Here is a 24,150-nt window from a genome sequence, read left to right as displayed (position 1 = left end):
ACGGACGGCTCTCAGGACGCGGCAGGCTCGTCCGTGCCCGGCGCAGCAAGGTTGACCGCGCGTCCGGGAACGATGGTGGAAATCGCGTGCTTGTAGACCATTTGGGTTACGGTGTTGCGCAGCAGGACCACATACTGGTCAAAAGACTCCACCTGTCCCTGCAATTTGATCCCGTTGACCAGATAAATGGAAACTGGCACATGCTCCCGACGCAAGGCGTTGAGAAAAGGGTCTTGAAGTAACTGACCTTTGTTGCTCACGATATTCTCCGTGTTCAAAAAATGAAGAGGATTGGACGATACCACACGCTGCTCTCAAGGCAGGCAGCGGGTCGATAAACCTGGAAATTCAAAGGGAAAGATGAGTTGCCAACCCGGGCTGGGACGGGCTCAGTCGTCCTTGTCCGCGTATGGATTGGCGGACGATTTCATCTGGATGCGCAGGGGCGTGCCCACAAGATCGAACTCCTTGCGGAAACGCCCTTCCAGGAAGCGTTTGTACGCATCGGTCACCTGTTCCAGTGAGTTGCCGTGAATGACGATGACCGGCGGATTCATTCCGCCCTGGTGCGCATACCGGAGTTTGGGCCGGTACATGCCGGTCTTCTTGGGCGTTTGGAACTGCACCGCTTCCAGCAGCAAACGGGTCAGCACGGGCGTGGGCATCTTGCAATTTGCCGCCTTGTGGGCCTGGGCAATGGAATCCCACACCGGTCCCAGCCCCTGGCGTTTCTGTGCCGATATGAAATGCAGGGCCGCAAACTTCAGAAACCCCAGACGGGTTTCGATGGAACGCTTGACCAGTTCACGCTGGTATTCGTCGATGGCATCCCATTTGTTGACGGCAACAACGACCGCGCGGCCAGATTCCAGAATGTAGCCCGCAATATGGGCATCCTGATCGGTCACCCCCTGCGTTGCGTCAATCAACAGCAGCACCACGCTGGCAGACTCGATAGCCTGCAGGGTTTTGACAACGGAAAACTTCTCGATGGCTTCAAACACCTGCCCTTTGCGGCGCAGCCCTGCCGTGTCGATCAGTTCAAAGCGCTGCCCCCGGCGTTCAAACGGCACGGAAATGGCATCCCGGGTGGTTCCCGGCATATCAAAGGCAACCAGCCGCTCCTCGCCCAACCAGGTATTGATCAACGTGGACTTGCCCACGTTCGGGCGACCCGCCACCGCCAGTTTGATCACGCCAGGGTCTTCGGCAGCCACCTCTTCATCTGCATCGCCCAGCCCCAGGGGGGCCAGTGCGCGCTCCACCAGGGGCTTGATGCCCTGGTTGTGGGAAGCAGAAATCGGGAACACCTCGCCCAAGCCCAGTTCAAAAAACTCCGACAAACGGACCCCATCCTGCATGCCTTCAGCCTTGTTGGCCACCAGCAGGCAGGGCTTGCCCAGCTTGCGCAGGTATTTGGCAATTTCATGGTCCTGTGCTGACACGCCCGCACGGGCATCCAGCAGAAACAACACCACATCCGCCTCAGCAACCGCCTGGCGTGTCTGCTTGGCCATTTCCTTGTAAATGCCGCTGGAGGCATCCGGCTCAAACCCGCCGGTATCCACCACAATGAATTCCAGCTTGCCCTGCTTGCCGTTGCCGTAATGGCGATCACGCGTCAAACCGGCGTAATCCGCCACGATGGCATCCCGGCTCTTTGTCAACCGGTTGAACAGGGTGGATTTGCCCACATTGGGGCGACCGACTAAAGCAATGACAGGTTTCATGGAATCAGGCTCAGGGTATTACTCAGGCCGGAAGCCAAAAATTCCACCACGTTGGGTCACAACGACCAGGGTTTGCCCCGCCAGCACGGGCGTGGCGACAATAGGAGAGCCATCCGTTGGAACACGGTTCAGTGGCGCGCCATCTTCGCGGGACAGGAAATGCAGGGTACCTGACTCATCGCCCAGGACAAGCGACCGCCCCGCCAGCAGCGGCGCCGTCAGGGTCCGGTAACGGAGACGATCCGAAGCCCACAGCCGCTCGCCATCGGCGCGGCGCCATACCAGAATCCGGCCATCGCCTTCGGTGCCAAATACGGCATTTTCGTCACCGTCGATGCCAGCAAAACCAGACGCAGGCTTGCTCCAGATCAGGCGCCCATTACCACCGTCCACACATCCGACTGCGGACTGAAACGCGCGGGCGCAAATCTGCTCACCTACGCGTGTCACGCCGGAAACCAGATCCACCAGCCGCTCGATCTCGTTGGTTCCCCGGCTGCTGGCAAGCGGCGCCTCCCAGCGCACATTGCCGTTCTGGGGGTTCATGCCCACCAGATGCCCGCCCAGACCCGACACCAGCGTGTCCCCTAGGGCCAGAATGACGCCCGGGCGCCCCAACACCAGGGGATCCCCGGCGCGCTGTTGCTGCCAGAGCTTGCGACCAGTGGCGGCGTCAAAAGCCGAGACGGTTCGATCCGCTGACAGCACGAATACCCGGGCCCCCGCTACCAGGGGCGCGGTGAGCGTAATGGCATTGAGCTTCTGCCGCCACAGCACCCGCCCTGCCTCCAGCGTAATCAGTTCGTTGTCCCGGCTGGCCACCGCCGTATAGCGCCCGTCGCTACCGACTCCGGCAGACAACTTCGTATCCAGGGTCACACGCCACTGATCTCCGCCCGTGCGGGCATCAATGGCGGCAACGGTACCGTCAGAACCCGCCACAAAAAGCAGATTCCCCACCACCCGGACAGCCAACGGGAATCCCACCTCACCGACACGGGAAGTCCATACAGAACGCACCCCGATCAGGGCCGTATTGGGCCCCAGATCGGCAGGCTTCACTTTCTCAGGCCCGGAGCAGGCCGCCAACAAAGCCGCCAGAACCACGCCACACCCCAGGCGGACCACCGGCGAACGCAGGAACGAAAAACGCTTCACTTGGCGTTACCCACCGCAGTAGCTGCACCCGCCCCTTCGCTTTCGGAAGGTCCTGGGGTGACGCCCATGGCATTCAATTTGACCTCTACCAGGCGACGGTAATCCGAGCGCTCGTCAAACGCCTTGAACGCCTTCAGATACTCCGCCTTGGCCTCGGCTTTCTTGCCCTGCAGGGCATAGATGTCACCTTTACGGTCGGCCGTGAGCGCCTGGAATTCCTCTGGAGTGTCGCCACCCAGAAGCTTGAGCGCCTCATCGTAGGCCTTGGATTCCATCAGCAAACCCGACAGGCGCAAACGCGCAACCGACGCATACCCCTTGTCGGACGCCTTTTCGGCAACCCAGGTCAGGGCAGCCTTGGCTGTATCCGGCTTGCCCGCTTCATAGGACATCTTTGCAACCAGCAAACCTGCCTGCTGCGTGTAGGTCGTCGAGGCAAACCGGTCGCGCATGTCAGAAAAAGCACGCTCAGCCTTGCTCACATCACCGCTGCGCACAACCCGCTCCACTTCATCGAACATGGCCGACGCCTGCACCGCCTGGCTGCGTTGCCAATACTGGTAGCCGTTCCAGGCCGCCACCGCGCCCAGAACAATAATCAGCCCCCAGGTAATGAGGTTGCCGTACTGCTTCCAGAAATGCTTGAGCTCATCGAGCTGCTCTTGTTCTTCGAGATCTAAATGATTTGCCATGAGAGTATTCAGTTAAGCCGTGGATTGTAGGCTTTTGGCCCATTGCGCTGCCTGGTCCAATACCTGTGTCACCTGTTCGCCGACGCCGTCCCGCAGGGACTTCACGGTGACCACCCCTTGGGCCAGTTCGTCTGCGCCAAAGATCAGTGCAAACCGGGCACCGGAGCCATCGGCACGTTTGAATTGGGATTTGATGCTGCCCATGCCATCGACCGTCCCGGCATGCATCTGTACCGTCACACCCTGGGTGCGCAAAACCTGCAGACAGGCCATGACCTTTGGCAGAGCGTCTGCGTCCGGAACGATGGCGTAGGCATCAATGGGCGCGATATCAGCCGGCGCCCCCTGCTCCTTGAGCAATTCCAGTACCCGCTCCACGCCCATGGCCCAGCCTACCGCCGGCGCCGGCTTCCCGCCGATCTGCTCTGTGAGGTAGTCATAGCGCCCTCCGGCGCAGATGGTCCCCTGCGAGCCGAGCCGTGTCGTCACGAACTCAAACACCGTCAGGTTGTAATAGTCCATTCCCCGAACCAGTCGGGGGTTGATGGAATAGGCCACGCCGTTGGCGTCCAGTATGGACGTAACCCGCTCCAGATGGGCTTTGGAGGCATCCCCCAGGAAGTCCAGCAGCTTGGGCGCTGCCTCGATCACACCCTGCATCTGGGGGTTCTTGCTGTCCAGCAAACGCAGCGGGTTGAGATGCAGTCTGCGCTTGGCTTCCTCATCCAGCACGTCGACATGCTGCTCGAAATGCGCAATCAGCGCCGCGCGGTGCAGCGAGCGCTCTCCGGGCTGCCCCAGGCTGTTGAGTTGCAGGGCCACATCGGTCAGCCCCAATTCCTGCCACAGCGCATGGGCCATCAGAATCAGCTCGGCATCCACTTCCGCACCGCCAAAGCCCAAGGCCTCGGCACCAATCTGGTGGAACTGGCGGTATCGGCCGCGCTGCGGTCGCTCGTGCCGGAACATAGGCCCCATGTAGTAGAGTCGCTTGCCTCCGTTGTACAGCAAGGAATGCTCCACCACCGCACGAACCACTCCGGCCGTGCTCTCCGGACGCAACGTCAGTGCCTCGCCATTCAACCGGTCCTCGAAAGAGTACATCTCCTTCTCGACGATATCGGTCACTTCTCCAAGACCACGCACGAACAATGCCGTGGGTTCCAGAATGGGGGTTCGGATGTTTTCATAGGCATAGCGACGCATCAGGGCGCGCACGATGCCTTCTAGTGCTTCCCAGCGGGCCGATTCCGGCGGCAGGATGTCGTTCATGCCTTTTACGGCAGACAGCTTTTCCACTCTACGTACAGCAGATTTTTCGACCATGCAAACTCTTAATTCTGGGGGGTAACAACAGGCGTACCAAAACGCTGCTGGATGTAATTCTCGACCACTGACTGGAACTCGGTGGCAATGGAGTCTCCGCGCAGAGTCATGCGCTTCTCGCCATCAATGAACACCGGAGCCGCCGGGGCCTCCCCGGTACCAGGCAAACTGATACCGATATCGGCATGCTTGCTCTCACCAGGCCCGTTGACAATGCAGCCCATGACCGCAACCTTGAGATTCTCCACACCTGGGAAACGCTCACGCCACACCGGCATTTGGGCCCGGAGGAAGTCGTCAATTTGCTGCGTCAGCTCCTGAAAGGTCGTGCTGGTCGTGCGGCCACAGCCGGGACATGCCGTCACGCTGGGAACAAATGTCCGCAAGCCCAACGCTTGAAGGATTTCGGAGGCAATCACCACCTCCTGGGTCCGTGACTCACCCGGAGCGGGCGTCAGGGACACGCGAATGGTGTCTCCGATCCCTTCCTGCAACAGCACGGCAAGCGCCGCTGTCGAAGCCACTGTCCCCTTGGTTCCCATGCCGGCCTCGGTCAGCCCCAGGTGCAACGGATAGGCGCAACGACGTGCCAACTCCCGGTAAACGGCAACCAGATCCTGTACACCGCTGACCTTGCACGACAGGATGATCTGGTTCGCATCCATCCCGATTTCCCGCGCACGTTCGGCCGATTCCACGGCCGATGTGATCAACGCCTCGTACATGACCGGCTTGGCATCCCATGGAGCCGCGCGGCGGCTGTTCTCATCCATCAGCGAAGCCAACAGTTCCTGATCCAGGCTGCCCCAGTTGACGCCGATGCGGACCGCCTTGTTCCAGCGGATTGCCGCCTCAATCATCAGCGCAAACTGCTTGTCGCGTTTGTCACCCTTGCCAACGTTACCGGGATTGATGCGGTACTTTGACAAAGCCTGCGCGCAGTCCGGATAGTCCGTCAGCAAACGATGGCCGTTGAAATGGAAATCACCAACCAGAGGAACATCAATTCCCATGCGATCCAGTTGCTCGCGCACATAGGGAACCGCCTGGGCGGCCTCGGGTGTGTTGACGGTGATCCGCACCATCTCCGAGCCGGCATTGGCCAGTTCCTTGACCTGTATGGCGGTTCCGATGGCGTCTGCAGTGTCCGTATTGGTCATGGACTGCAAACGTACGGGAGCCCCCCCTCCAACCGTTACGTCCCGGCCACCCCACTTCACATGGGCCTGCAGAGACTCGCGCTTGTGCGGGAGCGCAAGGGCAATAGGCAAATTGGGATTCACTACTTCACCTCAAATCGGGCAACATTTTCCCTGGCAACACCTTCCAGGTTGAAAACCTTACCCCGAATCTCAACATCCGTGACATCGGCACGGCCAATAACAACCGACAACGGCAGCGCTCCAGACGTGCCCACGACCTCTCCAGCCGACAGTGTCTTGCTGAGCAGGACCGCACCTCTGGCATCAGCAACCTGCACCCATGAGGAGCCACGCGCCTTCAACACCAACACGCCAGTAGCAGCACCGACGGGTCCGCTGCGGTTGCCCTCGGAAGCGGTGGCCGGTGCTACGCTCTGGCCGACGATCGCTGAAGCTGGAGCTGGCTGAGTTTGCACCACCGCAGCCGCCGGAATGACCGCCACCGGCGCAGACGCCACTGGGGCTGCCACATCCGCGGCGACACTGCCTTGCGGCAAGGGCACACCGGCCGAGGCCGGCTCGGGCTGGGTACTGTCTTTCGGTTGAACGACTTCCATCGGAGCTTCACTGCGCTGGACGTCAGGGAAGAAAGTCAGCACCAGTGCTCCGATCACCAGCACCAGCACAACCAGAACACGCGGCTTGGCAAAAATCGCTGGGAGAGATCGCCCAGTCGACTCGCCCGGCAGTCGAAAGGGTGCGTTGATCCCGCGCTCGTCCAGATTGAGCCGGGGAATATCGGATTGAGGAAGCCTTTCCAGCACTGGCGCCGCGTCTATCTTCAACGCCCGGCATACGCTTGACGCCAGCGCCCGAACAAACACCGCATCCGGCAATAAATCCAGCCGATCCGCTTCCAGTGCCTCCAGCTTTTTGACGGGAACCCGCATGGAAACTGCCAAAGCCGCCACGTGCAGCCCAGCGGCCTCCCGGGCATTGCGCAATATGGTGCCGGCCGTCAATACCTCCGCTGCGGGGAGCGTGCTGGGCACGGCTTCCGTCTGATCCGGCATAGCTCCATCATTCATCGAACGCACCTCGCTCAAAAGCCGAAGATTCACGCGACTGGGGGTAGCGCTTTTTCAGTTGTTCGCCCAATTGCGCCATCGCTTCACGATTTCCCGTCCGCCGCTCTACCTTGATACCCAACCACAGGGACTCTGCGCTGGCCAACTGGCTGTTGTTGATACGGCGCACATAAAATTGCGCGCGGGCATACTCACCGCGTTGGTACAACAGCAAAGCCAAGTTGTACCCTGTAATGGGATTGCCGGCTTCCAACTCATAGGAGTGCAGCAGGCTGGCCTCCGCGTCGTCACGCTGACCACTCTTCAGCTGGCACAGCCCCTGGATCATCCAGGTTTTTGCACGATCACCGTACGCGGGGTTTGCCAGGGCACTGGCGAACAATTGCATGGCCTCGGGATAGCGAGACTGCTGGCACAAAAGCCAACCATAGTTATGCTGAACATTGGCAGCAGCGGGGTTGATGGTCAAAGCCCGGCGGAAACTCTCTTCCGCGAGAGGTACATCGTTCAGGCGCATGTAAATCAAACCGCGCAGGTTATAGGCTTCAAACTGGTTGGGATCGGCGCCAATAGATTGCTTGACCTGGTCCAGGGCAACCGTGGTTTGCCCTTTTTCAAAATATCCGACCGCCAACTCCAACCGGATACGGGCACGCTTCAGGCTGTCGGGCTCATCTGAGTCCGTCACCAGATCCGACTTGTTTGAAGTGCCCGAAGTGCTGGATGCACAACCTGCCAGCCCCACAAGCGCGGTACAAGCCAGACAGAACCACAGCAGCCACGACAGCGCTGGGATTCCAACCTTCACCTTGTTAATCATTGGACGCATTCTCTCTCCCGCGGGGGGTAATTTCAGACACAGGCTTGAGCATAACGGTGCGCTGCCTGGAAATGCGCTTTTGGACATCCGTCCTGTCCTTCACGTCGCCGGCCAGCTGACCGCACGCCGCATCGATATCGTCGCCACGGGTCTTGCGGATCGTCGTCACAATGCCGGCATCGCTCAGAACCTTGGCAAACGCCAGCACCCTGTCGTGTGGCGACCGGATCAGACCAGATGCAGGAAAGGGATTGAACGGTATCAGGTTGAACTTGCACCAGGCAACGCCTGCCCCCTCCTGGCGAATCAGCTTCACCAGCTCGGCGGCCTGTTCCGGCGCGTCGTTCACTTCATTGAGCATGCAATACTCAAACGTGATGAAGTCGCGTGGCGCGAAGGCAAGGTAACGTCTGCAGGCTTGCATCAGTTCGGCAATGGGGTACTTGCGGTTCAGGGGAACCAGATCGTTTCGCAACGCATCGTTGGGCGCGTGCAGCGACACCGCCAGAGCAACCGGACAGTCCTGTCCCAAACGGTCCATCATGGGCACGACACCCGAAGTCGAAACGGTGACACGCCGGCGCGACAAACCATAGGCATGGTCATCGAGCATGACCCGCAGGGCGGGCACCAATGCCGCGTAGTTCTGGAGCGGCTCGCCCATGCCCATCATGACCACATTGGAAATGACGCGCTCACTAGTTCCCAGGTGTTTGCGCAGAAAATGCTCTGCAAACCAGAGCTGGGAAATGATTTCCCCAACGGTCAGATTGCGGCTGAAGCCCTGGTGCCCGGTCGAACAAAACCGGCAATTCACCGCGCATCCGGCTTGTGACGACACGCACAAGGTGCCGCGGTCCTCTTCCGGGATGAAAACCGCCTCAACGGCATCTCCGCCACCTACATCAAACAGCCATTTGATCGTCCCATCGGACGAGATGTGCTGGGCAAGGATAGGGGGCGCCTTGATGGTTGCAGAAGTCTTGAGTTTTTCACGCAAGGACTTTGCAAGGTCGCTCATCTCGTCAAACTGAGAGGCGCCTTTTTGATGAATCCAGCGGAACAGCTGGGTCGCGCGAAAACGCTTCTCCCCCAGCCGCTCACAAAAAGCGGCCAATCCCTCGAGATCGTAATCGAGCAGGTTGGCCGTCATTGCATAACTTAGCGTGAATACACGTTCATGCCAGCGAAGAAAAACGCAATCTCAGCGGCTGCGGTTTCTGCGGCATCGGAACCATGCACGGCGTTGGCATCAATGCTGTCAGCGAAGTCAGCGCGAATCGTGCCGGGGGCAGCCTTTTTCGGATCGGTAGCGCCCATCAGGTCACGGTTCTTCAGGATGGCGTTTTCGCCTTCCAGTGCCTGGATCATGACCGGGCCGGAAACCATGAAATCCACCAGATCCTTGAAGAAAGGACGGGCCTTGTGAACGGCGTAAAACGCTTCCGCTTCACCGCGCGACAGATGTGCCATGCGAGCAGCAACGACCTTCAGGCCGGCAGCTTCAAAACGGGCGTAAATCTGGCCAATGACATTCTTGGCAACGGCGTCGGGCTTGATGATGGAGAGGGTACGTTCGATAGTCATGGTGTTTCCTGATCTGGGTTGGTGATTTTCTTGCCCAGGTTAGAGCAAAGCTTGCGATTTTAGCATTTGCAGCCTAGCGGTTCCGCCCGTTTCTGCGCTGCCCACCCGGTCCGCCACGACCTCTTTGACCCGCATCTTGGCGTTGACGGGTAAAACTGTCGGCGCCGATGTACCCAAACGCGGTTTTCATGGGGTCGGGCTGCCCTGCCCCGTCCCGTCGATCTCCCGACTGGGCCACGCGGTTGTTATCCGTGCGGCCGCCGCCTTTGGGTCCGCCGGCTCCACCCTTGTACCCCCCTTGCGGCGCACCCTTCTGGCCCCCCATTGCCCCGCGAGGCCCACCGGTCCGCCCGCCACGCCGCTTGTTTTGCCCCTGCGAATTGCGCGGCGCACCTCCGGCCGGCGGGTTGCGTGGACCCGCTCCTTCCTGCGCCGCACCGCCGGCTGCATTCACCAGTGCACGAATATCCGCGTCGTCAAGTTCCATCCAGGCACCGCGCTTGAGTCCACGCGGCAGCACCATCGCGCCGTAGCGGATCCGGATCAGGCGGCTCACCGCATGCCCCACAGCCTCCAGCATCCGACGCACTTCGCGGTTACGTCCTTCGGAAATGGTGACGCGGTACCAGCAGTTGGAACCCTCGCCGCCCCCGTCCTCGATGGAGCCAAACTGCGCCACGCCATCGTCCAGCTGCACGCCCTCAAGCAGCATCTTTTTCTCGTCTTTGCTCAAGGTCCCCAGAACCCGAACGGCGTATTCACGCTCCAGGCCGAAACGCGGGTGCATCAGATTGTTGGCGAGCTCCCCTGAATTCGTGAAAAGCAACAAGCCTTCCGTGTTCAGATCCAGGCGCCCCACCGATTGCCACTTGCCCTGGTGCAGCTTTGGCAGCCGGCGAAACACCGTTGGCCGGTTTTGCGGATCGTCATGGGTAACCACCTCCCCCACGGGCTTGTGATAGGCAATCACCCGTGCGGGTGGCGGCTCAATGCGGACGCGGATGGGCTTTCCATTGACTTTGATGTTGTCGCCAAACTGGATGCGTTGACCAATGTGGGCCGGCTCGTTATTCACCGAGATGCGGCCTTCCAAGATGAGCTGCTCCATCTCCAGACGCGATCCCATACCCGCCTGCGCCAACACCTTGTGCAGCTTGGGGGTTTCGGCCAGAGGAGCAAGCACACGCTTGGGCAGTGACAACTCGGCGATCTCTTCGTCCGCATCAAACTGGCCGGAGACAACGTCACTGAAGCGATTGTCCTGCTCTGCGGCCGATGGCAGCACCTGTTGTGGTGCTGCTTCGTGAGCCGGGTCAGCAGAAGCAACTGGTGCAATCCCATCTGCGCCGGCAGGCACCTGCGTGTCCGACCCGTTGTCCGTCGCGGGCTGCCCCGTTGAGGTGATTGCGTTCATTCTGAAAGCCCATTCAAATTTGGCGGCATATCCGGGCTTTCGGGCTCCAGGAGTATGTCCAGTTGTAATTTCGCGTCCCCCGCAATACCGTCACCGGTCTCGGGTTCCGCAATCGATTCCTCGACCACGTCAGCCAGCGCACCAAAGGAGTCCTCCGGATGCGCCACGTTTTCCAGCAAAGGCAATTGGTCCAGCGACTGGAGACCCAGATCATCCAGAAACTGCTTGGTGGTGGCAAACAGCGCAGGGCGCCCCGGCGCTTCCCGGTGGCCAATCACCTCCACCCAGCCACGGTCCTCCAGCTGCTTGATCAGCAAGGAGCTGATCGTCACGCCACGGATGTCTTCCATGTCGCCCCGCGTTACTGGCTGGCGGTAGGCAATGATGGCCAGCGTTTCCAGTGTCGCCCGGGTATAGCGGGGTGGTTTTTCCGGGTGCAGTCGGTCCAAATACTCGCGCATTTCCGGCCGGCTCTGGAAGCGCCACCCCGTGGCCACGCTGACCAACTCCACGCCCTTTGCAGACCAGTCATCCTTGAGTTCATCCAGCAGCGATTTCAGCGTATCCGCTCCCAGGGACTCGTTGAAGAGCGTCCGCATATCGCGCAACGGCAGGGGTTGTTGCGAACAAATCAACGCGGTCTCCAAGACCCGCTTTGCTTCCGCCATATTCATAGTCAGGCTTTTTCCGCAAACGTCCCCATCGAGGGGTATCAATCAAAGTGATTCCATTGGGATGGCAGCAGTTGTGAAGAACTCACCGTGCCTACCCGTAGCAATGTGCCGGGGTACTTAAGGGCATTCCAGCCTTTACGGCGCATTGTAGCGCAGGCCCCACGCCGTGAGCAGCCCCTGAAAATCCGCGGGGAGCGGCGCCTCAAACACCAGTGACGCCCTTGTTACCGGGTGCGTCAGTGCCAATCGGCACGCATGCAAGGCCTGACGCTCCATACCTGGCAGGCAGGTGCCGCCATAAACCGTATCTGCAACCAGCGGATGCCCCAGGAAAGCCATATGCACCCGGATCTGGTGCGTCCGCCCGGTGTGCAAAATGCAGCGAACAAAACAACCCGTCTCCGCATTTCCCAAGAATACGACATCCGTTCTGGCCGTTTTGCCTGGTGACTTCTCAAGATCGACCACCGCCATGCGCAAGCGGTTGCGGGGATCCCGGCCAATGGGCGCCTGCACCGACACCGTATCCGGCCCGGTCCAGGGGCGATGGGCCAACGCCAGGTATTGGCGGCTGACCTCGCGTGCAGCAATGGCCTGCACCAAGGCATCCATGACGCTGCGGGTACGGGCCACCACCATGAGCCCGCTCGTATCCTTGTCCAGACGGTGCACAATGCCGGCCCGGGGAACCGAGGCAATGGCCTTGTCGTATGCCAGCAAGCCGTTGAGCAAGGTTCCGCTCCAGTTGCCGGGCGCCGGGTGTACGACCAGCCCGGCGGGCTTGTTGATGACCAGGATGTGCTCATCCTGGAACACCACCTGCAGGGGCATCTCCTGCGGGGTAAAGGCCTGACTCTGGGGCGTAGGCCGCAGCTCGATCACCACGCCGTCTCCGGCCTTCACCCGCTGGGACGCCTTGCGCACCGGCTGGGCATTGACCGCAACCAGCCCCGCTTCAATCAGTTGCTGCAAGTAACTGCGGGAGAACTCGGGCGCCACCTCGACCAGTGCACGGTCCAGCCGCGCCCCATGCTGAACTGCAGTAATCTCCACCCTGCGCCACTCGACGTCTACGACCGCGTCCTCGCCCTCATCGGGGTCTGTCTCCAGTGGAGCGCTCGATATAATTCCAGTGGTCTGTTTCAAGAAAGTTTCCCTCAATGCTTCGAGTCAAATTATCGGTCGTTTGCGCCTGCCTGCTAACGACGAGTGCATTTCTGATGACAGGCTGCTCAACGGCACCGGTGGACAAGACCGCCGGGATGAGCCCCAACGCGCTGTATGCGGAAGCCAAGGATGAAATGAGCACCAGCCAATGGGACAAGGCCGTGCCGTTGCTGGAGAAACTGGAGGCGCGCGCTGCCGGAACCCCATTGGCGCAGCAGGCCCAGGTGGACAAAGCGTACGCCCAGTACAAGTCCGGCGAGCCAGCGCAGGCGCTCGCAACGCTGGAACGCTTCATGAAACTGCACCCGGCGAGCCCCGCTCTGGACTATGCCCTGTACCTGAAGGGCATTGTCAATTTCAATGACGACCTGGGCATGTTTTCCAACGTGACCCGCCAGGATTTGTCCGAACGGGACCAGAAGGCTGCCAAGGAGTCTTTTGAAGCATTCAAGGAACTTACGGCCCGTTTCCCCGACTCCCGCTATTCGCCCGACGCACGCAAGCGCATGGCCTACATCGTGAATTCGCTGGCCCAGTACGAAGTCCACGTTGCACGCTACTACTACCGCCGCGGTGCCTACCTGGCCGCGGTCAACCGCGCGCAGCTGGCGGTATCGGATTACCGCGATGTTCCCGCCATCGAGGAAGCCCTGTTCATCATTTACAAGTCCTACGACGCCATGGGCATGACGAAATTGCGCGACGACGCCAAACGGGTGCTGGAAATCAACTACCCCCAGTCCGAGTTCCTGCTCAAGGGCAGCAAGGGGACGGATCCGTGGTGGAAGGTGTGGTGAGGCCGCGCAACGTGTCCTCGAACTGGTCCTGGGTGGCAATGGTCCGCATGGCGGGCAGCGCCGCCAGCATCTTGCGTCCATAACCCATCTGCGTCAGACGCACATCGCAGACAACCAGCACGCCGCGATCGGTCTCCCGGCGAATCAGCCGCCCGGCTCCCTGCTTGAGGGCAATGGCCGCCTGGGGCACGTGAAAATGCTGAAAGGGATTCCTGCCCAGTTCCGCCATCTGGCGGGCCCTGGCCTCCACCAGAGGATCATCGGGCGGCGAAAACGGCAGTTTATCAATCACCACCATTTGCAGGGCATCCCCGGGAACATCGATACCTTCCCAGAAGGAAGCCGATGCCACCAGCACGCAGCCGGCCGTCTCGTTGGCCGCCGCCCCGCAAAACCGCTCCACCAACTCACGCTTGGGTGACTGCCCCTGGACCAGCACGTCGATTCCGGAAGACGGAGCGAAGTACTGCCGCAAGGCCTCGCCAATGCTGCGCATGGCGCGCAAGGTTGTCGTCAACACAAGCGTGCGCCCGCCCAGTATTTCGGCACCATGTGCTGCCAGCCGCGCCACGCATGCGCTATGGGACGGATCACCGGGCTTGGGCATGTCGGGTGGAATGTACAGGCCAGCTTGCGCAGAATAATCGAAGGGGCTGTCCACCTGAAGCACCTGCGCCCCCTCCAGGCCACAGGTCTGCAGGAACCACCCCATGGAGGGATCGGTTCCCAATGTGGCGGAGGTAAAAATCCAGGATTGATTTCTGTCCGCAGACGCATTCCGCGACGCGATTCTGGACTGCAGGGCTGCGGCAATATCCAGCGGCGACTGGACCAGCCTGACGTGGTGATCCGCGTCCAGCCAACGGACATGGTCGGAGGGCGCCGGACTGGAGAACAATTCCAGCTCTGCCAGAAACGTGACCACACGCTCGCGCAGTCTCTTCAGTTCCGGCGCAAGCGCTTCCACGCTCAGCAGCATGGTCTCGACCTGCTGCAACCCCACCCGCAACGCGGCCAGGGCCGCACGCCAGGGCTGCACGGGAATGTCCAGCGGAGCCTCGTCCGCCCAAGGGCGGCGGCCCTGCGGGCCTTGACCACCGCACAGGTGGCGCAACAGCACGATGGCTTGGTTGAGTTCGGCGACACGCGCGCGCCAGTCCACCGAACCCAGCGCCAGTTGTGGCCCCTGCAACGCCAGCGTGCGGCACAGGCTCTCCAGTGCACCGGTCGTCAGTTGGCGGCCCAGAAACTGCACGCCAATTGCGTTGAGCTGGTGTGCCTCGTCAAACACGACCGTGCGCACGGTAGGCAGCAATTCCGCCACACCCGACTCACGAACGTCCATATCGGCGAAAAACAGGTGGTGGTTAATGACCACCACGTCGGCAGCCATCGCTTCCTTGCGCGCCCGGTTGACGTGACAGGCCTGGGCTTGCGGGCATTGCGCGCCCAAACAGTTCTCCCGCGTGGAGGTAACCAGCGCAACAACCGGCGAGCGCTCATCAAGCTGCGCCAACTCCGCCAGATCGCCACTGCGGGTCATTGCGGCCCACCGCTCCACACGCGCCAGATCCTGCTGGGCTGCGGGGCTGTCGGCCCGCGCGTCCTGCCGGGCTGACGCCAGCCGATGGGTGCACAGGTAGCTGCCCCGCCCCTTGAGCAAGGCGACGCGCACGGGTTGTCCCAGCGCAGCCATCAAACGGGGCAGATCCCGACCAAACAGCTGATCCTGCAGCGCTTTGGTCGCCGTCGACAACAGGACCCGCTCTCCGCTGAGCAGGGCCGGAATTAAGTAAGCAAATGTTTTTCCTACCCCGGTGCCCGCTTCCACGGCCAGCACCCCTCCCGACTCCATTGTGCGGGCCACGGCCAGTGCCATCTCCACCTGACCGGACCGGGGTTTGAACGCCTCGACCAGACGGGCCAGCGGACCATCGGGCTCAAACGCTCGCTGAACAGCATTTGGCAAGCCCATGCTTCAGGCCGGCTCGTCAGGCTGCAGCGCCCGCTCCGCGCGGTCAATTTCATCCCGAAGGAGCAGCCGGCGCTTTTTCAGTCGCCGCATCATCAGCTCGTCCGCCGGGGCCTCGGTTGCGGCACGGTCGATCAGGGCGTCCAGGTCAGCGTGCTCCATGCGCAGCTCGATAAGGCGTCGTTCGGGCGAGTGGAGATTGGCGTTCACGTTACAAATGCGGGAAAGTCCGCGGATAGATTAGAGTTAAAGATGCCGAGCTGGCTGGATAATACGGCCTTCCCGCTCCCTCACAGAAAGTATTGCTGCACAAGCAACTCCATATGGCCACTGGTTACCGACTTACCGCTTCAACTGGCATTCACAAGGGCGACCGCGAATACCAGCAGGATCAGATTGCATTGCTGAAACACCCGCGGGTGAACGGCTGCATTCTGGCCGTCGTGGCCGACGGCATGGGGGGGCGCAGCGGTGGCCGAAAGGCATCGGACCAGGTCATGATGACCGCCAAGCAGCTGTTCGAGCGCTACGACCCGCAAACCGATGACGCGGCGGCCGTGCTGCAGCAAATGGTGCAGGAAGCCCACATTGTCATCAAGCTGACGGCCGTTTCCTCCGAAGAGGAGCCGCACAGCACCATGGCCGCGTTCCTGATCAACCCCGGGGGTGACTGCCACTGGGTGCACACCGGCGACTCACGCATCTACCACTACCATGGCAACCGGTTCATCAAGCGAACGATCGACCATTCCTACGTACAGGCCCTGGTGAACCGGGGAGAAATCACCGAAGAAGAAGCCGCCGTTCACCCCCAGTCCAATATCCTGATGGGTTGCCTCGGTACCGAAAACGACCCGCCGATGGACTTTCACTTCATTCCCCAACTGCGCCCCGGCGATGTGTTGCTGGCCTGCAGCGATGGGGTGTGGCACTACTTCAACACGGGAGAGATTGGCTCGGTGGTGTCGACACTGTCCGCACGAGAAGCCACCGAGTTCCTGATCGAAAAAGCCCGCTCACGCGGCCACGGTGGCGGAGACAACCTGTCGCTGGTAGTCGTCAAACTCGAACCGCTGGACCAGCGCTGAATCCGGGCTAGCCTGTTACCTCGCTCACGGTGGAACGGGTAGCCCCGGGCTTGTCGTGCCGTGCTCTTTCAACCGTTTATCACGCTCCAGACGCCGCTGCTCGAGCGCCCTTTGTTTCTCGGTATACGCCTCCCGGGCCTGAGGGTCGGGTTGTGTAGCGATCTTGCCCGCCGACGGACGACCGCCCCCTGAACTCGCCTGCCCGCGGTGGTTCAGGTTTTTTTCATCCTGGGCCTTTTGTCGCTCTTCCAACGAGGAAGAAGGCGGCTGCTCGGCATTTTCGCGTTTGCGCTGCGCGTTGTCAGCGGCCTTTTCCTCGCTGCGCTGAAGCTGCTCGGCACCCCTTTGCCGGCGCTGGGCGTCATTGATCCGGCGCTCCTGCCGTTTCAAATCCGACAGCACAGCAATGCGGCGTTTTTTGACCGCCTTGACACAGTCGTTCACGGCAAACTGGGACTGGCAGGCGTATTCCTGTGCATCGAACTGCGCTTCCTGCTGCTGGCGCAGGTTCGCAATGCGTGCCCGCTCGTTTGCCATAGTGTCGGCATCGGCCGTGGACACCTCCTGGCTCCACGCCACACCTTGCAAGACCGTCACCAGCACGAGCAGCACGAGCGTCTTCATGTCAATCCGGTATCCACCACGCGCCGCTCCAGCGACAAATACTCCTTGGACTGCATCTCGCTCAGCCGGGACGCTGTGCGCACAAACTCGTGCGCCATGGGGCCTTCGGTGTACAACGCTTCCGGGTTGACCGCTGCCGACATCACCAGCTTGACGCGCCGGTCATACAACACGTCCACCAGCCAGGTGAAGCGCCGCGCCTCGGAGGCCAGGCGGACCGGCATGTGGGGTACATCACTCAGAAACACGGTATGAAAACGCGAAGCAATTTCCAGGTAATCATTCTGGGAACGCGGCCCACCGCACAGCGTTTTGAAGTCAAACCACACCAAGCCACCTGCTTTGCGGCGGGCCCGGATTTTGCGGGACTCAATGTGCATGACCGGGTCCTCGTCGTGTGACGAAGACAAGGCGTTGAAGGTCTGTTCCATGGCCTGGTCAGCGTCGGGCCCATTGGGGACGTGGTACAGCGTCACTGCCTCCAGCGTGCGCTGGCGGTAATCGGTGCCGTTGTCTACGTTGAGCACGTCCAGACGCGCATTGAGCAGGGCGATGGCCGGCAGAATGCGGTCACGGTGCAGGCCGTTCGGGTACAGATCATCCGGGCGGAAATTGGACGTGGTAACAAAACCCACACCGTTGTCGAACAGCGCTGCCAGCAAGCGGTGCAGGATCATGGCATCCGTGATGTCGGCGACGTGGAACTCGTCGAAGCAGATCAGGCGATAACGCTTGGACATCCGGCGGGCCAATTCGTCCAGTGGATTGACCGTGCCCTGCATATCCGCCAGTTCGCGATGTACCTCGCGCATGAACTCGTGGAAGTGCAGGCGCGTCTTGCGCTTGAGGGGCACGGCGTTGTAGAAGCAATCCAGCAAGAAGCTCTTGCCCCGCCCCACCCCGCCGTACATGTAGACGCCACGGGGAATATCGGGCCGGTTGATCAGCTTCTTGATGGGGTTGGACCGCTTCTCCTTGAATACGGCCCACTCCCGTGCGCAGCGCTCCAGCGCCTCAATGGCCCGCAGCTGCGCGGCATCCGCCACATAGCCCCGGGCAGCCAGCTCAGCTTCGTAGGTTTGTTTGACGTTCAATGCATCTGCCCTCTATTTGCTACACATTCAATAGCTGCCAGCGCAGTATTCACGGGTACCAGCAGCCATTTTCATGCACAACAATCAGAAGTTCAGCGTGCGCTTGTCCACGGCCAGTGCCGCTTCCTTGGTGGCTTCACTCAAGCTCGGGTGCGCGTGGCAGATACGGGCGATGTCTTCGGCGCTGGCCTTGAACTCCATGGCCACCACAGCCTCGGCGATCAGCTCGCTGGCCATGGGGCCAACAATGTGCACACCCAGGATTTCATCGGTCGCGGCATCAGCCAGGAACTTGACGAAACCGGTCGTGTCACCCAGCGCACGGGCGCGGCCATTGGCCAGGAACGGGAACGAACCGGCCTTGTACGCCACACCATCGGCCTTGAGCTGCTGCTCGGTACGGCCGACCCAGGCAATCTCGGGGCTGGTGTAAATCACCCAGGGGATGGTGTTGAAGTTGACGTGCCCGTGCTGGCCGGCAATGCGCTCGGCTACTGCAACGCCCTCTTCCTCGGCCTTGTGCGCCAGCATGGGGCCACGCACCACGTCGCCCACCGCCCACACATTGGGCAGGTTGGTTTTGCAGTCGCCGTCCACCACAATCGCACCGCGCTCGTCGAGCTGCAGACCCACGGCTTCCACGTTCAGGCCGATGGTATTGGGCACCCGACCAATGGAGACGATGAGCTTGTCCACATCCAGTGCCTGGGCTTCACCTTTGGCGTTGGTATAGGCAATCGACACGCCTTTCTTGCCAGACTTGATCTCACCGACTTTTACACCCAGCTCGATCTTGAGACCCTGCTTGGTGAAGGCCTTGTGCGCTTCCTTGGCCACCTGCTCGTCCACGGCACCCAGGAATGTGGGCAGCCCTTCGAGGATGGTGACTTCTGCACCGAGGCGACGCCAGACCGAACCCATTTCCAGGCCGATCACGCCCGAGCCAATCAGGCCCAATTTCTTGGGCACCGCGCCCACGCGCAGGGCGCCGTCGTTGGAGAGGATGTTTTCCTCATCAAACGGTGTGCCAGGCAAGGCACGGGCATTCGAACCCGTTGCCACGACGATGTGCTTGCCGACAAGCGACTCTTCAGCCGCCCCTGCCACCTTGATCTCGTAGGCGCCGTCGGCCGCCTTCACGAACGATCCACGGCCATGGAAGAAGGCAATCTTGTTCTTCTTGAGCAGGTACTGGATGCCGTCGTTGTTCTGCTTGACGACGCTGTTCTTGCGGGCAATCATCTTGCCCACATCCATGCTCACTCCCTTGACCTCGATGCCGTGTTCCGCAAAGTGGTGGTTGGCATGGTCGAAGTGCTCGGACGACTGCAACAGTGCCTTGGAGGGAATGCAACCCACATTGGTGCAGGTACCCCCCAGGGCCGGGCCGCCCTTGTCGTTCTTCCACTCGTCGATACAGGCTACGCTGAAACCCAGCTGGGCAGCGCGGATGGCAGCAATATAGCCACCGGGGCCGCCGCCGATGACGATCACGTCAAATTGTTTGGACATGTTTATTTCCAGAGAATGGCGGGGGCCAGACGGGCGGCCCGCTGGCCGTCGTCCTGCCCCCGGGGAGTTTTTAGATATCGAACAGCAGGCGTGCCGGATCTTCCAGCGCTTCCTTCATGGCCACCAAGCCCAGCACGGCTTCGCGGCCGTCGATGATGCGGTGGTCGTAGGACATGGCGAAGTAGTTCATGGGGCGCACCACCACCTGGCCGTTTTCCACCATGGCGCGGTCCTTGGTCGCATGCACGCCCAGGATGGCCGACTGGGGCGGGTTGATGATGGGGGTTGACATCATGGAGCCGAAGGTGCCGCCATTGGAAATGGAGAAGGTACCACCGGTCATGTCTTCAATGCCCAGCTTGCCGTCCTTGGCCTTCTGGCCGAATTCGGCGATCTTCTTCTCGATCTCGGCGAAGCTCATCTGGTCGGCGTTGCGCAGAATCGGCACCACCAGGCCACGGGGCGAGCCCACAGCAATACCGATGTCGAAGTAGCCGTGATAGACGATGTCGTTGCCATCCACCGAGGCGTTCAGCACAGGGAACTTCTTCAGGGCATGCACAGCCGCCTTGACGAAGAAGCTCATGAAGCCGAGCTTGACGCCGTGCTCTTTCTCGAAACGCTCCTGCATGCGCTTGCGCATTTCCATGACCGGGGCCATGTTGATCTCGTTGAAGGTGGTCAGGATGGCGTTGGTGGACTGCGACTGCAGCAGGCGCTCGGCCACGCGGGCACGCAAGCGGCTCATGGGTACACGCTGTTCCGGACGATCCCCCAGATTCACCTTCGGCGCCGCGACTTGCGGCAAGGCTGTAACCGGAGCGCCCGTGGGAATTGCGGAGGCCGCTACCGTTTTAGGAGCAACGCCAGCAGCAACAGCACCCAGCACATCCCCCTTGGTGACGCGGCCATCCTTGCCAGTACCACTCACCGCGCCAACCGACAGGTTGTTGTCGGCCAGCAGCTTGGCCGCAGCAGGCATCGCCACACCGGCTTTGGAACTGCCTCCGGCGGCGGCCGGGGCCGCAGCAGGTGCCGCCGCCACAGCCACGGCAGCAGCCGCTGCGGGCGTCGCCACGGCGCCGGCCTTGCCCTCGGTGTCGATGCGGGCGATGAGCTGCTCAGCCGCCACGGTGGCGCCATCACCTTGAACGAGCTCAACCAGCACGCCAGCGCTGGGAGCAGGTACTTCCAGCACGACCTTGTCGGTTTCCACTTCAATCAGGATTTCGTCCACAGCGACGGATTCACCGACCTTTTTCTTCCATTGCAGCAGGGTGGCTTCAGCCACCGATTCGGACAACTGCGGGACTTTTACTTCAACGATTGCCATTTTGTTCTTTCCGTGATTTGTATATGAGGTTTGAGCGGGGTATTACTTCGTCAAAACAAAGCCCTTGAGCTTGCCGAAAGCGCCCTCTACCAATGCTTTTTGCTGTTCCTGGTGCAGATGCGAGTAACCCACTGCCGGCGAAGCCGATGCGGCACGGCCGGAATATCCCAGGCGCTGCCCGTCTGCCATGTTTTCATGGATGTAGTGCTGTACGAAGAACCAGGCGCCCTGGTTCTGCGGCTCGTCCTGGCACCACACGATGTCGGTGGCATTGGGGTACTTCTTCAGTTCCGTGGCAAAAGCCTTGTGGGGGAACGGGTAAAGCTGCTCCACCCGCAGAATGGCCGTATCGTCCAGGCCCTTTTCTTCCCGCTTCTTGACCAAGTCGTAATAGACCTTGCCAGAACAGACCACCACCCGTTTGACCTTGTCGCCCTTGAGCTCCCGGTTCTCGGGAATCACGGTCTGGAAAGCACCCTTGGTGAACTCGGACAGCGGCGAAGTTGCGTCCTTGTTGCGCAGCAGCGACTTGGGCGTAAAGATGACCAGCGGCTTGCGCAGGTTGCGCACCATCTGGCGACGCAACACGTGGAAGATCTGGCTGGCCGTGGTGGGCTGCACGATCTGCATGTTGGTATCGGCCGCCAGTTGCATGAAGCGCTCCAGGCGTGCCGAGCTGTGCTCGGGTCCCTGGCCTTCGTAGCCGTGCGGCAGCATCAGGGTGATGCCATTGACGCGGCCCCACTTGACTTCACCGGAAGCAATGAACTGGTCGATCACCACCTGGGCGCCATTGGCGAAGTCGCCGAACTGGGCTTCCCAGATTACCAGGGTGTTGGGATCGTTGGATGCGTAGCCGTATTCAAAACCCAGCACCGCTTCTTCCGACAGGATGGAGTCGATGACGACAAAAGGCGCCTGGTTTTCGGCCACGTTCTGCAAGGGCACGTAGGTGCCGGCATCCCACTTCTCGCGGGCCTGGTCATGAATCACGGCGTGACGGTGGGTAAAGGTTCCCCGCCCGCTGTCCTCGCCGGACAGGCGGACCGGATAGCCACTGGCTACCAAGGAGGCAAAGGCCATGTGTTCGCCCATACCCCAGTCCACGTTGACTTCGCCGCGGCCCATGGCTGCACGGTCGTCGTACACCTTCTTGACCAGCTGGTGTGGATTCACGCTGGCAGGAATGGCCGTCAGCTTCTCAGAGAGGCGCTTCCACTCCACCAGCGGAATGGCGGTATCGCCCGCATCAGTCCACTTCTTGCCCAGGAAGGGCGACCAGTCCACGGCATACTTGCTCTTGAAATTGGTCAGCACAGGGTCTATCGTGTGCTTGCCGGCGTCCATGGCAGCGCGGTAGGCCTTGACCATGTCGTCACCCAGGCTGTCACCCAGTCCTTGGGTCGCCAACTTGTCAGCGTACAGCTTGCGGGTCCCGGGGTGGGCCACAATTTTCTTGTACATCAGGGGCTGCGTCAGGCTCGGGGTGTCCTGCTCGTTGTGGCCCAGTTTGCGGAAACAGGTAATGTCCACCACCACGTCCTGGCGGAATTCCATGCGGAATTCCAGTGCCAACTGGGTCGCGAGCACTACAGCTTCGGGGTCATCACCATTGACGTGCAGCACCGGCGACTCGACCATCTTGACGATGTCAGTACAGAACGCGCTGGAGCGCATGTCGCGCGGGTCCGACGTGGTGAAGCCGATCTGGTTGTTGATGATGATGTGTACCGTGCCGCCTGTGGTGTAACCACGGGTTTGGGCCAGGCACAGGGTTTCCTGGTTGACGCCCTGACCGCCAAAGGCCGCATCGCCGTGCACCAGCACGGGCAACACCTGCTTGCCCAGAGGATCGGCACGGCGGTCCATGCGGGCCCGCACGGATCCTTCCACCACCGGGTTGACAATCTCCAGGTGCGAGGGGTTGAACGCCAGCGACAGGTGAACCGGTCCACCGGCAGTGGAAACGTCGGAGCTGAAGCCCTGGTGGTACTTGACGTCACCGGCAGGCAATTCCTCGGGCGCGGTGTGGTCGAACTCGGCGAACAAATCACCCGGCATCTTGCCCAGTGTGTTGACCAGCACATTCAGGCGGCCGCGGTGGGCCATGCCGATCACGATTTCCTGCACGCCTTTGGCACCGGCTTGCTGGATGAGTTCGTCCATGGCGGCGATGAAGCTCTCTCCGCCCTCTAGCGAAAAGCGCTTTTGCCCCACGTACTTGGTGTGAAGGAAACGCTCCAGCCCCTCGGCTGCAGTCAGCCGATCCAGAATGTGCTTCTTTTTTTCCGCATTGAACTGTGGCTTGCTGCGGATGGACTCCAACTTCTGTTGCCACCAGCGCTTTTGATTCTGGTCCGTGGCATACATGAATTCGGCACCAATGGTGCCGCAATAGGTTTCCCGCAGCGCGTTCATCAATTCGCGCAGACTCATGGAGTCCTTGCCGAAGAACGTATTGCTGGTGTTGAAGACCGTTTCCTGGTCCGCGTCGCTGAACCCGTAAAAAGAGAGTTCAAGCTCGGGGATCTGATCGCGTTCAATACGCTTGAGCGGATCCAGATCTGCCCAACGCGCACCCACATTGCGGTATGCGGCAATCAGCTGCTGCACCGCCGTGCGTTTGCGCCCCATTTCGGGATCGGAGCTGGCCTGAACCACACGGGTCCCGCCTGCTTTGGCGCGTTCTGCGAAGGCGTTGATGACGGGAAGATGCGGTACGTCTTTGGCACTGCTGCCGTCTACCGCCGGCACATGCTGCAACGCGTCGAAATAATCGCGCCAGGTGTCGGGCACGCTACCAGGGTTGGCAAGGTAGTTTTCGTACATCTCTTCCACATAGGGGGCATTGCCACCGAAGAGGTACGTGTTGCTTGCGTACGCCTGATAAATAGACGCAGGGGTCGTCTTTGAAGACGTGGACTCACTCATA

22 protein-coding genes are annotated in these 24,150 nt (G+C 60.8%); 2 read left to right on the top strand and 20 right to left on the bottom strand.

What is annotated here, in order from left to right:
• Positions 1-11: 11 nt before the first annotated feature.
• From hfq to AC1Q5W_RS01495, 13 genes are all read right to left on the bottom strand, one after another.
• A complete protein-coding gene (gene hfq / locus AC1Q5W_RS01555) occupies positions 12-260 on the bottom strand; it encodes an RNA chaperone Hfq (RefSeq protein ID WP_492645965.1) in 249 nt (82 codons plus the stop codon).
• Between the two features lie 129 nt (positions 261-389).
• Positions 390-1,730, bottom strand: coding sequence for a ribosome biogenesis GTPase Der (gene der, locus AC1Q5W_RS01550; protein ID WP_492645964.1), 1,341 nt, complete (start codon positions 1,728-1,730; stop codon positions 390-392).
• Positions 1,731-1,748: 18 nt separating this feature from the next.
• Entirely contained in the window at positions 1,749-2,888 is a 1,140-nt protein-coding gene (bamB, locus tag AC1Q5W_RS01545) for an outer membrane protein assembly factor BamB (protein WP_492645963.1), read from the bottom strand.
• A complete protein-coding gene (locus AC1Q5W_RS01540; RefSeq protein ID WP_492645962.1) occupies positions 2,885-3,580 on the bottom strand; it encodes a YfgM family protein in 696 nt (231 codons plus the stop codon). Before AC1Q5W_RS01540 ends, bamB begins: the two co-directional genes overlap by 4 nt.
• Positions 3,581-3,592: 12 nt before the next feature.
• A complete protein-coding gene (gene hisS / locus AC1Q5W_RS01535) occupies positions 3,593-4,879 on the bottom strand; it encodes a histidine--tRNA ligase (RefSeq protein WP_492646192.1) in 1,287 nt (428 codons plus the stop codon).
• Positions 4,880-4,914: 35 nt separating this feature from the next.
• Positions 4,915-6,189 (bottom strand): flavodoxin-dependent (E)-4-hydroxy-3-methylbut-2-enyl-diphosphate synthase, encoded by a 1,275-nt coding sequence (gene ispG / locus AC1Q5W_RS01530; protein WP_492645961.1) that lies wholly within the window; start codon positions 6,187-6,189, stop codon positions 4,915-4,917.
• On the bottom strand, positions 6,189-7,136 hold the full coding sequence (locus AC1Q5W_RS01525) for a helix-turn-helix domain-containing protein (protein WP_492645960.1): 948 nt from the start codon (positions 7,134-7,136) through the stop codon (positions 6,189-6,191). The genes ispG and AC1Q5W_RS01525 overlap by 1 nt, the downstream gene beginning before the upstream one ends.
• Positions 7,129-7,956 (bottom strand): type IV pilus biogenesis/stability protein PilW, encoded by an 828-nt coding sequence (gene pilW / locus AC1Q5W_RS01520; RefSeq protein WP_492646191.1) that lies wholly within the window; start codon positions 7,954-7,956, stop codon positions 7,129-7,131. The genes AC1Q5W_RS01525 and pilW overlap by 8 nt, the downstream gene beginning before the upstream one ends.
• The gene (gene rlmN, locus AC1Q5W_RS01515) at positions 7,949-9,109 is read right to left on the bottom strand and encodes a dual-specificity RNA methyltransferase RlmN (RefSeq protein WP_492645959.1); all 1,161 of its coding nucleotides are present in this window, start codon (positions 9,107-9,109) and stop codon (positions 7,949-7,951) included. Before rlmN ends, pilW begins: the two co-directional genes overlap by 8 nt.
• Positions 9,110-9,117: 8 nt before the next feature.
• On the bottom strand, positions 9,118-9,543 hold the full coding sequence (ndk, locus tag AC1Q5W_RS01510; protein ID WP_492645958.1) for a nucleoside-diphosphate kinase: 426 nt from the start codon (positions 9,541-9,543) through the stop codon (positions 9,118-9,120).
• Positions 9,544-9,616: 73 nt separating this feature from the next.
• Complete coding sequence (locus AC1Q5W_RS01505) at positions 9,617-10,957, bottom strand: pseudouridine synthase (RefSeq protein WP_492645957.1); 1,341 nt, start codon at positions 10,955-10,957, stop codon at positions 9,617-9,619.
• Positions 10,954-11,631 carry an SMC-Scp complex subunit ScpB gene (scpB, locus tag AC1Q5W_RS01500; RefSeq protein ID WP_492646190.1) on the bottom strand — a complete coding sequence of 226 codons (678 nt, stop codon included), beginning with the start codon at positions 11,629-11,631 and terminating at the stop codon, positions 10,954-10,956. Before scpB ends, AC1Q5W_RS01505 begins: the two co-directional genes overlap by 4 nt.
• A gap of 135 nt (positions 11,632-11,766) precedes the next feature.
• Positions 11,767-12,777 carry an RluA family pseudouridine synthase gene (locus tag AC1Q5W_RS01495; protein WP_492645956.1) on the bottom strand — a complete coding sequence of 337 codons (1,011 nt, stop codon included), beginning with the start codon at positions 12,775-12,777 and terminating at the stop codon, positions 11,767-11,769.
• Between the two features lie 14 nt (positions 12,778-12,791).
• Between AC1Q5W_RS01495 and AC1Q5W_RS01490 the strand changes: the two genes are divergently transcribed.
• Entirely contained in the window at positions 12,792-13,595 is an 804-nt protein-coding gene (locus tag AC1Q5W_RS01490; RefSeq protein WP_492645955.1) for an outer membrane protein assembly factor BamD, read from the top strand.
• On the opposite strand, the gene yoaA is transcribed toward AC1Q5W_RS01490, so the two are convergent.
• Both yoaA and AC1Q5W_RS01480 read right to left on the bottom strand, forming a co-directional pair.
• Entirely contained in the window at positions 13,552-15,570 is a 2,019-nt protein-coding gene (gene yoaA / locus AC1Q5W_RS01485) for a DNA repair helicase YoaA (protein ID WP_492645954.1), read from the bottom strand. The two genes, AC1Q5W_RS01490 and yoaA, sit on opposite strands and share 44 nt — an antisense overlap.
• Positions 15,571-15,573: 3 nt before the next feature.
• On the bottom strand, positions 15,574-15,777 hold the full coding sequence (locus tag AC1Q5W_RS01480; RefSeq protein WP_492645953.1) for a DUF465 domain-containing protein: 204 nt from the start codon (positions 15,775-15,777) through the stop codon (positions 15,574-15,576).
• Positions 15,778-15,890: 113 nt separating this feature from the next.
• Here AC1Q5W_RS01480 and AC1Q5W_RS01475 point away from each other — a divergent pair, with 113 nt between their 5' ends.
• Positions 15,891-16,655 carry a PP2C family protein-serine/threonine phosphatase gene (locus AC1Q5W_RS01475; RefSeq protein WP_492645952.1) on the top strand — a complete coding sequence of 255 codons (765 nt, stop codon included), beginning with the start codon at positions 15,891-15,893 and terminating at the stop codon, positions 16,653-16,655.
• Between the two features lie 24 nt (positions 16,656-16,679).
• Here the strand turns inward: AC1Q5W_RS01475 and AC1Q5W_RS01470 are convergent, their stop codons facing one another.
• The 5 genes from AC1Q5W_RS01470 to AC1Q5W_RS01450 form a co-directional block, all read right to left on the bottom strand.
• Positions 16,680-17,279, bottom strand: coding sequence for a hypothetical protein (locus AC1Q5W_RS01470; protein ID WP_492645951.1), 600 nt, complete (start codon positions 17,277-17,279; stop codon positions 16,680-16,682).
• A complete protein-coding gene (gene zapE, locus AC1Q5W_RS01465) occupies positions 17,276-18,373 on the bottom strand; it encodes a cell division protein ZapE (RefSeq protein WP_492645950.1) in 1,098 nt (365 codons plus the stop codon). The genes AC1Q5W_RS01470 and zapE overlap by 4 nt, the downstream gene beginning before the upstream one ends.
• 84 nt (positions 18,374-18,457) lie before the next feature.
• Positions 18,458-19,885 carry a dihydrolipoyl dehydrogenase gene (gene lpdA / locus AC1Q5W_RS01460; protein WP_492645949.1) on the bottom strand — a complete coding sequence of 476 codons (1,428 nt, stop codon included), beginning with the start codon at positions 19,883-19,885 and terminating at the stop codon, positions 18,458-18,460.
• A gap of 70 nt (positions 19,886-19,955) precedes the next feature.
• Entirely contained in the window at positions 19,956-21,218 is a 1,263-nt protein-coding gene (gene odhB, locus AC1Q5W_RS01455; protein ID WP_492645948.1) for a 2-oxoglutarate dehydrogenase complex dihydrolipoyllysine-residue succinyltransferase, read from the bottom strand.
• A gap of 42 nt (positions 21,219-21,260) precedes the next feature.
• Positions 21,261-24,149 (bottom strand): 2-oxoglutarate dehydrogenase E1 component, encoded by a 2,889-nt coding sequence (locus AC1Q5W_RS01450; RefSeq protein WP_492645947.1) that lies wholly within the window; start codon positions 24,147-24,149, stop codon positions 21,261-21,263.
• Between the last annotated feature and the right edge of the window lies 1 nt (position 24,150).

The sequence above is a fragment of the Rhodoferax sp. MLSD5-FHT05B10 genome (genome assembly GCF_058793415.1).
Note: the sequence above shows the minus strand (reverse complement) of the source record. Positions and strands in the feature narration are given on the sequence as shown.

Excerpts from the sequence above, each read along its gene's own strand:
- der (WP_492645964.1), bottom strand. The coding sequence starts at position 1,730 with ATGAAACCTGTCATTGCTTTAGTCGGTCGCCCCAATGTGGGCAAATCC.
- AC1Q5W_RS01540 (WP_492645962.1), bottom strand. The coding sequence starts at position 3,580 with ATGGCAAATCATTTAGATCTCGAAGAACAAGAGCAGCTCGATGAGCTC.
- AC1Q5W_RS01525 (WP_492645960.1), bottom strand. The coding sequence starts at position 7,136 with ATGAATGATGGAGCTATGCCGGATCAGACGGAAGCCGTGCCCAGCACG.
- pilW (WP_492646191.1), bottom strand. The coding sequence starts at position 7,956 with ATGATTAACAAGGTGAAGGTTGGAATCCCAGCGCTGTCGTGGCTGCTG.
- rlmN (WP_492645959.1), bottom strand. The coding sequence starts at position 9,109 with ATGACGGCCAACCTGCTCGATTACGATCTCGAGGGATTGGCCGCTTTT.
- ndk (WP_492645958.1), bottom strand. The coding sequence starts at position 9,543 with ATGACTATCGAACGTACCCTCTCCATCATCAAGCCCGACGCCGTTGCC.
- AC1Q5W_RS01505 (WP_492645957.1), bottom strand. The coding sequence starts at position 10,957 with ATGAACGCAATCACCTCAACGGGGCAGCCCGCGACGGACAACGGGTCG.
- scpB (WP_492646190.1), bottom strand. The coding sequence starts at position 11,631 with ATGAATATGGCGGAAGCAAAGCGGGTCTTGGAGACCGCGTTGATTTGT.
- AC1Q5W_RS01490 (WP_492645955.1), top strand. The coding sequence starts at position 12,792 with ATGCTTCGAGTCAAATTATCGGTCGTTTGCGCCTGCCTGCTAACGACG.
- yoaA (WP_492645954.1), bottom strand. The coding sequence starts at position 15,570 with ATGGGCTTGCCAAATGCTGTTCAGCGAGCGTTTGAGCCCGATGGTCCG.
- AC1Q5W_RS01475 (WP_492645952.1), top strand. The coding sequence starts at position 15,891 with ATGGCCACTGGTTACCGACTTACCGCTTCAACTGGCATTCACAAGGGC.
- AC1Q5W_RS01470 (WP_492645951.1), bottom strand. The coding sequence starts at position 17,279 with ATGAAGACGCTCGTGCTGCTCGTGCTGGTGACGGTCTTGCAAGGTGTG.
- lpdA (WP_492645949.1), bottom strand. The coding sequence starts at position 19,885 with ATGTCCAAACAATTTGACGTGATCGTCATCGGCGGCGGCCCCGGTGGC.
- odhB (WP_492645948.1), bottom strand. The coding sequence starts at position 21,218 with ATGGCAATCGTTGAAGTAAAAGTCCCGCAGTTGTCCGAATCGGTGGCT.
- AC1Q5W_RS01450 (WP_492645947.1), bottom strand. The coding sequence starts at position 24,149 with ATGAGTGAGTCCACGTCTTCAAAGACGACCCCTGCGTCTATTTATCAG.